Annotated in this window: 6 protein-coding genes; all 6 read right to left on the bottom strand. The window is 67.5% G+C overall.

Annotated features, from left to right (window positions below):
- Nucleotides 1–405 precede the first annotated feature (405 nt).
- The 6 genes from METUNV2_RS18970 to METUNV2_RS0106485 all read right to left on the bottom strand — a co-directional run bounded on the left by METUNV2_RS18970 (nucleotide 406) and on the right by METUNV2_RS0106485 (nucleotide 12367).
- Entirely contained in the window at nucleotides 406–3789 is a 3384-nt protein-coding gene (locus tag METUNV2_RS18970; RefSeq protein WP_018228681.1) for an EAL domain-containing protein, read from the bottom strand.
- Nucleotides 3789–4235, bottom strand: coding sequence for a response regulator (locus METUNV2_RS0106505; protein WP_018228680.1), 447 nt, complete (start codon nucleotides 4233–4235; stop codon nucleotides 3789–3791). Before METUNV2_RS0106505 ends, METUNV2_RS18970 begins: the two co-directional genes overlap by 1 nt.
- The gene (locus tag METUNV2_RS0106500; protein WP_018228679.1) at nucleotides 4232–7252 is read right to left on the bottom strand and encodes a PAS domain S-box protein; all 3021 of its coding nucleotides are present in this window, start codon (nucleotides 7250–7252) and stop codon (nucleotides 4232–4234) included. Before METUNV2_RS0106500 ends, METUNV2_RS0106505 begins: the two co-directional genes overlap by 4 nt.
- Nucleotides 7249–8196: an ABC transporter substrate-binding protein gene (locus METUNV2_RS0106495; RefSeq protein WP_232415628.1), complete on the bottom strand. Its 948-nt coding sequence runs from the start codon at nucleotides 8194–8196 to the stop codon at nucleotides 7249–7251. The genes METUNV2_RS0106500 and METUNV2_RS0106495 overlap by 4 nt, the downstream gene beginning before the upstream one ends.
- 174 nt (nucleotides 8197–8370) lie before the next feature.
- A complete protein-coding gene (locus METUNV2_RS0106490) occupies nucleotides 8371–11256 on the bottom strand; it encodes a PAS domain-containing sensor histidine kinase (RefSeq protein WP_081618518.1) in 2886 nt (961 codons plus the stop codon).
- Nucleotides 11240–12367: an HD domain-containing phosphohydrolase gene (locus METUNV2_RS0106485; RefSeq protein WP_018228676.1), complete on the bottom strand. Its 1128-nt coding sequence runs from the start codon at nucleotides 12365–12367 to the stop codon at nucleotides 11240–11242. Before METUNV2_RS0106485 ends, METUNV2_RS0106490 begins: the two co-directional genes overlap by 17 nt.
- Nucleotides 12368–12514 lie beyond the last annotated feature (147 nt).

The following is a 12514-nucleotide window of genomic DNA, read 5'->3' as shown; positions in this document are numbered from 1 at the left end:
GGCCCCCCGCCGCGATAGCCCTTGAATCAGAGACGGCGCGTGCTCAGAGGCCCGATCGCGGCGGGGGCGCCGCTCCCACAATGTCTTTGGCAACGGACTGGGCGGGTTTCCGTGGAAGCGGCGCCCCGCCGCGATGGCCCTTGAATCAGAGACGGCGCGTGCTCAGAGGCCAGATCGCGGCGAGGGCGCCGCGCCCACAATGTCTTTGGCAACGGACTGGGCAGGTTCCGTGGGAGCGGCGCCTCGCCGCGATGGCCGCCTTGAATCAGAGACGGCGCGTGCTCAGAGGCCAGATCGCGGCGAGGGCGCCGCTCCCACAATGTGTCTTTGGCAACGGACTGGGCGGGGTTCCGTGGGAGCGGCGCCTCGCCGCGATGGCCGCCTTGAATCAGAGACAGCGCGCGCTCAGAGGTCAGATCGCGGCGGGGGCGCCGCTCCCACAGCGTTCCTGCCGAGCAGGAAGCGCTGTTCGAACTCATCGGCCGGCACCGGCTTGCTGGACAGGTAGCCCTGCCAGGCGTCGCAGCCGCGCTCTTTCAGGAATGCATGCTGCTCCGGGGTTTCGACGCCTTCGGCGATCACCCGGAGTTTCAGCGTATGCGCCATCGCGATGATGGTGGCCGCGATTTCCATGTCGTTGCGGTCCTGCGGAATGTCGCGCACGAAGCTCTGGTCGATCTTGAGCACGTCGATCGGAAAGCATTTCAGATAGGCCAGCGACGAGTAGCCGGTGCCGAAATCGTCGATCGACAGCTCCACGCCGAGCGCCTTCAGCGCGTGCAGCGTCGCTTCGGTCTGCGCGTGATCGCCGACCAGCATGGATTCGGTCAGTTCCAGTTCAAGCCGACCGGCTCCGAGACCGCATTCGGCCATCAGGCCGGCCAGGCGGCTGGCCATGTCGGCGTGCTGCAGCTGGCGCGCCGACAGGTTGACCGCGATGCTCAGCGTATGACCGGCGGCCTGCCAGGCCTGCGCCTGGGCACAGGCGGTGCGCAGCACCCATTCGCCGATCGGCACGATGAGGCCGGATTCCTCCGCGACCGGGATGAAACGGGCCGGCGACACCATGCCCTCTTCCGGATCGAGCCAGCGGATCAGCGCCTCGGCACCGATGACCCGGTCGCTGGCCATGTCGATCTGCGGCTGGTAGTGCAGCGTGAATTCGCCCTGCTCGAGCGCGCGCCGCAGCCGGGTGTCCAGATGAAGCCTGTCCTGCGCAGCCCGGCTCATCGCCTCGGTATAGAAGCGGAAGGCGCCACGGCCGGCTTCCTTGGCCTGGTACATGGCCACGTCGGAGTGCTGGACCAGTTCGGTCACCGTGGTGCCGTCGTCCGGATAGACCGCGATGCCGATGCTGGCGCCGATGTAGATCGCCCGGCCTTGACCGACGCTGAACGGTTTCTGCAGCAGTTCGAGCAGGCTCTGGGCGACATGGGCCGCGTCCTCCGGCATCTGCATGTTTTCCAGCAGCAGCACGAATTCGTCGCCGCCGAGCCGGGCCAGCGTGTCGGCCTCGCGCAGCCGGGTGCGCAGCCGGCGGGCGATTTCCTTCAGCAGTTCGTCGCCAACCGGGTGGCCCAGGCTGTCATTGACGTTCTTGAAGTGGTCCAGGTCGATGAACAGCAGCGCAAAATGCTCGCGCTGTCGCTCGGCGCGCTCGATCGCGTGCTGCACCCGTGACTGCAGCAGCAGCCGGTTGGGCAGATCGGTCAGCGGATCGTGGTGCGCGAGGTAGTCGAGCTGGGCTTCGGAGCGCTTGAGCTGGCTGATGTCGGTCATCACCGCCACGTAGCGGCTGGCCAGGCCGGCCTCGTCGCGCACCGTGCTGATGGTGAGCAGCTGCTGGTACAACTCGCCGTTCTTGCGGCGATTCCACACCTCGCCCTGCCAGTAGCCGCTGTCCGTTACGCTGTCCCACATGGCGCGGTAGAAGGCCTGGTCATGCCGCCCGGACTGCAGCATGCGCGGATTCTGGCCCAGTGCTTCGGCCTCGGAATAGCCGCTGATTTCGGTGAACGCGCGATTGAGCGCCACGATGCCGGCATCGAGATCGGTGATGAACACGCCATCACGCGTGCTTTGGAACACCGCGGCCGCCTGCCGGAGTTCGGCGGCGGCACGCACTTTCTGCACCGCCAGCGCAGTGAGGCGGCTGAACTCGACCATCATTGCGAGCTGGTTGTCGTCCGGCAGGCCGGGGCGGTCCACATAGACCGCGAAGGTACCCAGCACCCGTCCGTCCTCCCGCTTGAACGGCAGCGACCAGCAGGCGCGGAAGCCGCCGATGGACACCAGCGGACGGTAAGGCATCCAGTACGGATGGTCGAGCACGTCGGCCACCAGCACCGGTTCGCCCGACCAGGCCGCGGTGCCGCAGGATCCGATGCCCGGGCCGGGCATGACGCCGTCGATGGCCGCGTTGTACTCGGCCGGCAGGCTGGGCGCGGCACCGGTATGCAGCGCGCCACTCAGTTCGTCGCAGAGCAGGATGGACACCCGCAGACCGGATTCCAGTGTCTGCATGTGCTGCACGATGGTTTCCAGCACCGATTCCAGCGGTGCCATGCGAACCACGCCATCGAGCACCTCGCTGCGCGCCTCGTTCAGCAGCGCCAGTCGTTTGTCGCGGGTGATTTCGGTCCATGCCCCCACCAGTTCGACCGAGGGTGCCGCCGGATCGCTCACACGCCGCAATTCGTCGCGCACCCAGATTTCCCGGCCGTCCCGGCAGTGGAAACGGTACTCGAGGCTGACCTGGCCATCGGTCATCAGGGTGTCCATGCGACCCAGTGCGGCAGCGCGGTCCTGTGGATGGAGGTGGTCCAGCCACCATCCGTCGCGGCGGATGTCCTCCATCGAGTAACCGAGAATGCGGCAGGCGTTCTCGCTGACCCACAGCGTATCGAAACGGCCTTCGCGCAGGCGCAGGTTGTAGACGATGATGGGGCTGGAGGCCATCAGCCAGCTCATGCGCCGGTTCACGTCGCGCAGGCGCTGTTCCTCGCGCGCCAGTTCGGCGCGGCGATGCACTTTTTCCAGCGTGGCCGGCAGTTCGTACAGCCAGCCCTCATGCCTGACCAGATAGTCGTCTACGCCCAGATGCAGCGCGCTGGAGGCCAGCTCTTCACTGTCGCGGCCGGCCACCACCACGACCGGCAGCACCGACTGACGTTCGATGCGGATCAGTTTCACCAGTTCCAGCGCGTCGGCCGGCTGGGCGCCGGACTCGATCAGCAACACGTCGATGTCCGGATCGCTGCCGTCGGCCGGTACCCGCAGCGCGGCCTCGTCGGCATCGATCGCCGTTTCCAGCCGGATGTGCGGTGCATGGCGCTGCAGGTGAGTGCGGATGCGGTCGAGTTCGCCGCCGCCACCGGCGGCCAGCACGCGTATCGGCCGGTCGCGCCGCGCGCGCATCGTGCGCTGGCGGTTCAGCGCGGCCTGCAGCACGCGCGGCAGGCGCTCCAGATACTGGTCGCGCTTGATCAGGTAGTCGTCGGCACCGGCCTTGAGTGCACGGATCGCCGCATCGCCGTCACCCGAGCCGGTCAGCACGATGACCGCCAGCGGCAGGCCCTGTTCGCGTACGTGGGCGAGCAGTTCGAGCCCGGTGCCGTCCGGCAGCTTCAGATCAGTCAGCAGTACATCGAAGGGATCCTGCGCGAGCAGTTCGCGGGCACGACCGATCGAGGTGGCGATGCACAGATCGATGTCCAGTCCGCAACGCGCCAGCGCCCGCCGGGTCAGGTCGGCATCGAATTCGGAATCTTCGGTGTACAGGACGCGCATCACGACGGACGTTGGTTCAGTTCGCACCAGTAGCGCTCGATCTGGCTGGCGGTTTCGACAAAAAGATCGAAATTGACCGGTTTGACGATGAATGAGTTCACGCCGAGCGCGTAGGCATCGAGCAGGTCGCGATCTTCAGACGATGAGGTGAGCACCACCACCGGTATGCGGCGGAACACCGGATGCGCCTTCAGATGGCGCAGCACTTCAAGCCCGTCCACCCGCGGCAGCTTGATGTCGAGCAGGATGAGCGACGGCGGCGCCTCGCCCTCTTCCCAGCGCTGCATCAGGTCCAGCGCCTCCTCGCCGTCGCGGGCGATGCTGATCGGATTGGCCAGCCGGTTGCGCGCGAACGCCCGGCAGGTCAGATCGATGTCGACCGGGTTGTCCTCCACCAGCAGGATGGGCAGTTCGCTGGCCTGCTGTCGATTGATCGCCGTCGTCATGCCGGAAGCTCCAGGTTGAAACAGGCGCCCTCGCCCGGTGCGCTCTCCGCCCACACCCGGCCGCCCATGCGCTGCATCGCCTTGCGCACCAGCGCCAGACCGACGCCGGTGCCCGCGAATTCGTCGCTGCGATGCAGGCGCTGGAAGATTTCGAAGATGCGTTCGTGGTACTTCATGTCGAAACCGATGCCATTGTCGCGTATCGACAGCGTGATGCGGTCGCCATCGACCCGGGTCGTGAAGGAGATCACTGGCGGCTTCGCGTCGCGGCTGAACTTGAGTGCGTTGTCGATCAGGTTGCGCAGCACCAGATCCAGCCCCTGGCGGTCGGCCCGGACGATGAGCGAAGGCACTTCGCCCACCACCTGGACCGCAGCCGCGGCCAGTTCGTCGGCCCGGCGCGCGAGCACCGATTGCACCAGTTCGCCCAGATCGACGCGGCTGCTTTCCAGCGAGCGCCGCTCCATCCGGGAATAGGCCAGCAGATCTTCGATCAGCGCGTGCATCTGCGACGCGCCGTTGCGGATGTTGCCGAGAAAGCGTCGCGCCTGGTCGTCCAGCAGATCGCCGTAGTCCTCCTGCAGGATGCGGCTGTAGCCGTCGATGCCGCGCAGCGGCGCCTTCAGATCGTGCGACACTGCGTAGGAGAAGGATTCAAGCTCCTTCATCGCGTCGGACAGCGCGCGCGTGCGTTCGGCCACCCGCTGTTCCAGCTCGCCGTTCAGCGCCCGCAGATCCTCCTGCGCCTCGTGCAGCTGCGTGATGTTGCGGGCGATACCGAGCACGCCCTTCAGTTCCCCGGCCTCGCTGAGCATCGGCAGCTTGACCGTCTGCACCAGGATGCGCTCGCCGGTGTCACGCACGGTGATCCATTCTTCGTTGATGTGACGGCCGCCGGTCCGCTTCGCCATCTCGTCGTGCGCCCGGAAGCTGTCCGCAAGCTCGCGCGGAAACAGGTCGTAGTCGGTCTTGCCCACCAGCTCATCCTCACGCAGGCCGAGTACCCGCTCGGTCATGCGGTTGCACGACAGGAAGCGCCCCTCCGGCGATTTCAGCCACACCATGTCGGGCAGCGCCGCGAACAGGGTACGCAGGTGGGTGCGCTCCTTCTCGACCGCCTGTTCGGCCTGTCGCCGCGCGGTGATGTCGACATCCATGCACACGAAGATGGCATCGCCATCGACCCCCGGAATGCTGAAAGTACTCGATTCCACGTAGCGAAGCGTGCCGTCGCGGTGGCGAACGGTGAATTCCTCCGGGCCGATACGCAGGCTGTCACGCTGCACGCTTTCGAGGCGCGCCATGAAGGCGCGGGCATCCTGCTCGCTCAGCACCAGTTCGCCGATGCGCCGGCCGATGGCTTCGTCGATCGCCCAGCCGTAGAGCGTGGCCGATGCGTGATTCCAGTACAGCACCCGCCCGTCGCGGTCGAACCATTGCACCGCCACATTGGGCGCGTGCTCCAGCGTGGCCCTCAGCCGTTCCTCGGACGCCCGCAGCGCCCGTTCGGCCTGCACCGCTTCGGTGGTGTCGATCAGCGTGCCGGCATACTTGATCACCCGCCCTTCGCCATCGGTCACCACCTGGGCGGACGGCAACAGGTGGCGCACCGGGCCGCACTCCGGCGAGGTGCGGTAGGACAGCGCGGTCAGCGTCTGCGCACCGGCCTTCATCTGTTCCAGCACGACGGCCACCGCGGTCCTATCCTCCGGATGCAGGCAGGCCATGAAAACCTCCATGGTCGGCGCCCGGTTGGCCGGCGCCATGCCGAACAGCGAAAACATCTGCGCCGACCACCAGACACGGCCGCTGCCCGGATGAAATTCCCAGCTGCCCAGTCCGGCGATGCGCTCGGCCGCGCGAAGCCGGTTGCGTTCCAGCATCAGCGCCTCTTCGGCATCGTGGCGCGCGGTGATGTCCTGTACCACCGCGATATGGAAATCCGGCCGCTCGTCCGGCGCCCACAGCGGCGTGACACTGAGGGTGACCCATACGGTGCGCCCGTCGGGGTGGCACAGGCGCTTGTCCATCGAAAATTCGCGTATCCGGCCACGGCGCAGCGCGTCCATCTTTTCCAGCTCGGCCGGCAGATCGTCCGGATGCGTGATCTGCATGAAGTCGAACGCCAGCAGATCCTCTCGGCCATGGCCGGCAATGTCGCAGAAGCGCGCATTGACCTCGATGAAACGCCCGCGCAGCGTATCGATGCGCGCCACCCCGGCACCGGCCAGTTCGAACATGGCGCGCATGCGGCGTTCGCCGTCGCGCAGCGCGTCGTGCTGCGCCTGCAGCCGCAGCGCCATGTCGTTGAAGGCGCTGGCGACCAGCGCCAGTTCGTCGCGCCCGCCGATATTGACCCGGGTATCGAGATGACCGCGGCCGATGGCGCGCGCTGCCTCGGACAGGCGCTGAGCCCGGCGCAGCCAGAACACGTGCAGGAACAGGGCGAGCACCAGTGCCGACAGCAGGATGGTGGCGGCATGCCGCCACAGTTCGAGCCGGCTGGCATGCAGGCGCTGGGCCAGTGGCAATTCGAGGTCGGAGCGCACCAGCAGGCGGTGACCGGAATCGAGGATGAGCGCGGCCAGCAGCGCACGGCCGTCCGGTGAGCGCTCGATCTGCAGCGCCTGGTCGGGCTGTACCGGCAGATCGAGCAGAGCGGCGCCTTCGGCATCGATCACGCGGTCTATCCGGTCCTGGCCCACGTCGGCCCGGGCGAGCGAGCCCACCACCCGGCCACCTGGCGCGATCAGGTAGGCGTGGGTCAGATACGGCCGCAATCCCAGTTCGGCCACCACCCGGCGCAGCTGCAGCAGATTGCCGTTGACGATCAGCCGGTCCAGCGTCGCCTGTTCGACCCCCAGACGCTCGGTCAGCGCGTGGCTCTGTTCCTGTTCGACCAGCACGCGGTATTCGCGGACCTGCAGCAGATTGTTCACCACGCCCAGCAGCAGCGCGAACAGCACGAGCAGCAGCGGCACCAGAGTGCGCGAAGGCAGCGCCGCGACCGCCCTCACGGCTGCGCTCCCGGCGCCGGCACCGCAAACAGGCGACGCCAGTCCGGTTCAGCCATGATGCGCCCGCCGGATCTCAGGTCACTGCTGATGCGCGACAGCGCCAGCGCCGGCGAATCCGGCAGCGCCTGCAGCATGCGGTCGCTCTGGTCCCGGCTGAACAGCCGGATGCGGGACAGCGCGCGGACATATTCGTCCGCATTCAGGTCGGCACCGGGTGCCAGTTCGCGCGCCGCGGCCGGCGGATCGGCCAGCAGCGCACGGCGCCCCTGTTCGAACGCCTGCAGCAGCGCCGCGACCTGGAGCGGGCGGCTGGCCAGCACATCGGCGCGCACCACCAGCACGTCGATCACCTCGCCTTTCATGTCGGCGCTGTCGAGCACGATGTTGAACCCGGCGGACGCCAGCCTGGAAATGACCGGCTCGAAGGTGATGACCGCATCGACGCTGCCGTGGGTGAGCGCCGCTTCGTGTTCGGTGGCCGGCATCACCACGACCCGGATGTCGTCCCGCCGGAGTGCGCCGGCTTCCAGCAGGCGCTGCAGCATGATGGCGGCCAGCGCGCTGTCTTCCATCGCGATGCGGGCACCGCGCAGCTGGCCGGGCGTCGTCAGGCCGGCGCTCGCCAGCACCGCGTCCGCCCCTCTGGACTGGCTCAGTACCGCCACTACCCGGATATCGGCGCCGGCGGCCGCCATTTCCATCGCCTCCGGCAATGTAAGGCCGGCAGCATCGATCAGACCGTTGCGCAACTGCCGGATGCTCTCGCCGCTGGTTTCGAGTTCCACCACGCCCAGTTCGGCCGGTGCGAACAGATGGCGTTCGCGCGCCAGTACCAGCGGGTCATAACCTATCCAGGGATTCAGGCCCACCCGCAGTGGCAGCACCGGTGGCCCATCACAGGCAGACAGCAGGCAGGCGATGACGACGGCAAGCAGCAGGCCCACGCACCTCAGCGGGAGCGGTCGGGCAAGCGCTGCGTTCTGTCCAGCGGTCATGCGGCGGATTCCTGGCGGCATAGAGAACCTGGGCGACGCCGGCGGCACCGGCCCCGCCAGTCTGCGTTTCGAATGCCCAGATTGCAACGGCAGCCTTACGCCAAGCTTGAAGGCGAGCGCGCGTCAGAGGGCGTGGTCAGGGCGGCCCAGCAGGCGCTGCAGCGACGCCAGTGCCGCGTCATAGTCGAAGGCAGCGATGCAGCGCATCAGCGCGCAGCCTTCGTCGCCCAGCGCCTCGATGTCTGCCGCCGATTCGCGCGCCAGGGCGCCGGCGCGCGTGTCTCCGGCCGCCAGCAACGGCTGCAGCGCCGCGATGCGACCACGCAGCGCTGCATCCGGTGCGCGCTGCGCCTGCGGGAAATCGACCCGTTTGCGTTCCAGCCAGCGCAGCAGCACGGCATAGAACTCTTCCGGATCGACCGGCTTGGGAATGAAGTCGTCCATGCCGGCGGCCACGCAGGCACCGCGGTCCTCGACGAAGGCGTTCGCGGTGACCGCGATCACCGGCACCGCAGCCCAGCCGGCCAGGCGCCGCAGCTGGCGGGTGGCGTCCATGCCGTTCATGCGCGGCATCTGCAGGTCCATCAGCACCAGGTCATAGCGCCGCAGCGCCGCACGTTCGAGCGCCTCGATGCCGTCGGTCGCCACATCGGCCTTCAGGCCTGCATCCTTCAGCAACGCGAGCGCGACCTCGCAGTTGGTCGCGTTGTCCTCGACCACCAGCACGCGCCGGTCGCTCCAGTCGCGCTGCAGCCGTTCGCGGGCGTCCTCGGATACGCCGAAGGCACGGCCGGCCTCGTCCGCTCCGATACCCAGCCGTGCGGTGAACCAGAAGCGGCTGCCTTGACCGGGTTCGCTGCTGGCGCCGGCGTCGCCACCCATCAGCTGGGCCAGCCTGCGGGTGATGGACAGGCCCAGGCCGCTGCCGCCGAAGCGGCGCGTGGTGGTCGGATCGGCCTGTTCGAAGGCGCGGAACAGGCGCGGCAGTTCGCGCGAATCGATGCCGATGCCGGTGTCGCTCACTTCGAAGCGCACCAGCACCGTGTCGCCCTCGCGCTCGACCAGTGTGGCTGACAGCTCGATCTCACCGCGTTCGGTGAACTTCACCGCATTGCTCAGATAGTTCAGCAGCGCCTGGCGCAGCCGGGTCATGTCGCCACGCAGTATGGCCGGCACCCCTTCGTGCCGCACGCGGATGAGCAGCCCACGTTCTTCGGCCCGTTCGAGCATCATCGAGCGCGTCTGGTCGAACAGCGCATCGGTGCGGAAGGCGGTGGTTTCGAGCACCAGCTTGTCCGCCTCGATGCGCGACAGGTCGAGCACGTCGTCGATGATGTGGCGCAGGTGGCTGGCCGCCGCCTCGATCTTGCGCGTCTGCATGCGCTGCGTGGCGTCCAGCACCGATTTCGACAGCAGGTGGGTAAGACCGATGATGGCGTTCATCGGCGTACGCATTTCGTGGCTCATATTGGCCAGGAACAGGCTCTTGGAGCGGTTGGCGGACTCCGCGGCCTCCTTCGCCACCGCCAGTTCCGAGGTGCGCGAGTGCACCTGTTCTTCCAGCTGTTCCTGGTGCGCCAGCAGTTCGTCCTTCAGGCGCCGCCTTTCGGTGATGTCCTGCACCGTGCCGCGCAGCCGGACCACGTGGCCGTCCTCCATCACCGGAACGCCCAGCGCGCGTACCCACTTGCTCTGGCCATTCCACGTGGTGATGGACAGTTCGAGGTCATAGCGTGTGCCGTGGGTCACCGCGCGGGAGATGGCATCCAGCACCCGCTGCCGGCCTTCGTCGTCGAGCCGGTCGAGCGCCAGGTCGAGCGAGGACAGCTGGCCGGGCTCGGCACCATAGATGTGCATGACCTCATCGGTGATGGACAGCTGCCCGCTGACGATGTCGAGCGACCAGCCGCCGACCTGGGCGATCTCGCCGATCTCGCGCAGCAGGGTTTCGCGCTCTTCCAGCGCGCGGCGGGCCCGGGCCTGTTCGGTCATGTCGGTGAGCACGCAATGGGTGCGCAGGAATTCGCCCCGGCTGCCGGTTTCGACGCGTCCGACGATCAGGCACACTTTTTCGTGCCCGTCCCGATGCATCAGCCGCACTTCGCCCTGGGTGTTCAGCACGTTCTTGAAGCGCTGGAAATTGCCCTGGAAGCGGTCGCGCTGCGCCGGCACCCAGAAATCGCCGAAAGGCCGGCCAAGCATCTCCTGCGCCTCATAACCCAGCAGTTCGCACAGCATCGGGTTCACGTCGAGGAAACGGCCTTCCTGGTCCAACGACTGGTAGGCGACCGGGGCGAATTCAAACAGGCGGCGGAAGCGCGCCTCGCTGTCGCGCAGCGCGTGTTCTGCGTGCAGGCGCTCGGTCAGGTCGCGCGCCACGCCGTACAGGCCGATCACCCGGCCATCGGCATCGAGCAGCGGCCCCTTGGTGGTCAGGAACACGCGCTCGCCGTCTACCGTGGGCAGGCGTTCCTCGAAACGCACCACCTTGCCCTGCTCCATCACCAGACGGTCGTTGGCGCGCATGCGCTGCGCGGCCTCCGGCGGCAGCAGCGCCGTGTCATCGCGGCCGAGCTGCGCGGCAGCGTCGACCTCGAACAGGCGGGCCACCTCGGGATTCATCATCAGGTAGCGCCCTTCGGCGTCCTTGGCGAACACCGGATCGGACGAGCTGCGGATGATGGCATCGAGCAGCGCCAGCGCCTGGGTGCGCTGTTCCAGCATCGCGTGCTCACGCTCCAGCGAATCGATCGAACGCCTGTACAGGCGACTTACCAGCAGATAGAGCGCCAGTGCGGTCACGGCGACGAACAGCCCGCCCTTGATCATGCTGGCATGGGCGAAATCCAGCGAATCGTGGGTCAGCGCGTACAGCAGGTGATCGGACAGCAGGATCCAGCAGGCGGCCACGCCTGCGTAGCCAAGCACCACGGTCAGCACGGCAGCCCGGGCCTCGGCGCGCGCCTGACGCACCGGCGAACTCCTGCCGGCTTCAGTCAGGGTCCGCATGCCGCCGCGCGACCTCGATGAAATCGGGATAGCAGCGCACGAAGGCCTCCACCACGTCGGGATCGAAATGGCTGCCGCTGTGATCGACGATGTGGGCGTACACCTCGTCGGCCGGCAGTGCGGACTTGTACACGCGGCGCGACAGCATGGCGTCGAACACGTCGGCCACCGTCATCAGCCGCGCGGACACCGGAATCGCCTCGCCGGCGAGGCCGTCCGGATAGCCGGAACCGTCCCAGTGCTCGTGGTGCCAGTGCGCGATTTCCCGCGCCAACGCGAGAAAGGCGGCCGGTCTTTCCTCGTCGCGCCCGGCGAATTCGATGGCCCGCGCACCAATCGCCGCATGCGTCTTCATGATCACCCACTCGTCCGCGTCGAGCCGGCCGCGCTTGTGCAGGATGTGGTCGGGTATGCCCACCTTGCCGATGTCGTGCAGCGGCGCCGAACGGGTGAGCAGATCGACATAGGCCGGCGTGAGCAGCGCCGCATGACGCGGATGAACGCTCAGCGCCTCGGCCAGCAGGCGGACATAGGCCTGGGTGCGCCGGATGTGGCGCCCGGTTTCCTGGTCGCGTGTCTCCGCCAGATTGGCCAGCGCGCGGATACTCACCGCCTGGATCTGCTCGTTCTCTGCCATGCGCCGGGCCACCTCGGCTTCCAGCCAGGCGTTCTGGTCACGCATCAGGTCGCGCGCAAGCTTGGCCTGCAGCTGGGTACGCACCCGGGCCAGCAGCACCGCGGGCTTGATCGGCTTGGTGATGTAGTCGGCCACGCCCAGCGCCAGCCCGGCCTCTTCGTCGCCGGCTTCAGCCAGCGCGGTCACGAAAATGACCGGAATGTCTCGGGTGGCCTCGTCGGCGCGCAGTTTTTCCAGCACTGCGTAACCGTCCATGCCCGGCATCATCACGTCGAGCAGGATGAGTGCCGGCCGCTCGCCTTCCGCCGCCAGTCTGAGCGCTGTACGGCCGTTGTTCGCCGCCTTCACCGCATAGCCAGCCGCGCGCAGCAGGCCGTCGAGAACCTCGAGGTTCTCCGGCATGTCGTCGACGATGAGCAGGGTTTCAACCGCCGGCGGCAGGGGCGACGGCGCGGATACAGCGTGCGCGCTCACCGCGCACCCCCGCACCTGGCGCGGCGGAATACCGCCTGGCAGTCGAACGGGGTCTGGGCAAGCACCACTCTGAACGGTGGTTCGGACATGGACATGGCGATGTGAGCGTGAAGTCTGACGGCCTGTTTCCGGTTGTTCCGGCGAAAC

Source organism: Methyloversatilis universalis EHg5 (assembly GCF_000378945.1).
Taxonomy (GTDB): domain Bacteria; phylum Pseudomonadota; class Gammaproteobacteria; order Burkholderiales; family Rhodocyclaceae; genus Methyloversatilis; species Methyloversatilis universalis_A.
The sequence above is the reverse complement of the archived record's forward strand: the minus strand, read 5'-3'. Positions and strand labels throughout refer to the sequence as shown.

Bases quoted from the DNA above. Each gene is read 5' to 3' on its own strand.
- METUNV2_RS18970 (WP_018228681.1), bottom strand. From the start codon at position 3,789: ATGCGCGTCCTGTACACCGAAGATTCCGAATTCGATGCCGACCTGACC.
- METUNV2_RS0106505 (WP_018228680.1), bottom strand. From the start codon at position 4,235: ATGACGACGGCGATCAATCGACAGCAGGCCAGCGAACTGCCCATCCTG.
- METUNV2_RS0106490 (WP_081618518.1), bottom strand. From the start codon at position 11,256: ATGCGGACCCTGACTGAAGCCGGCAGGAGTTCGCCGGTGCGTCAGGCG.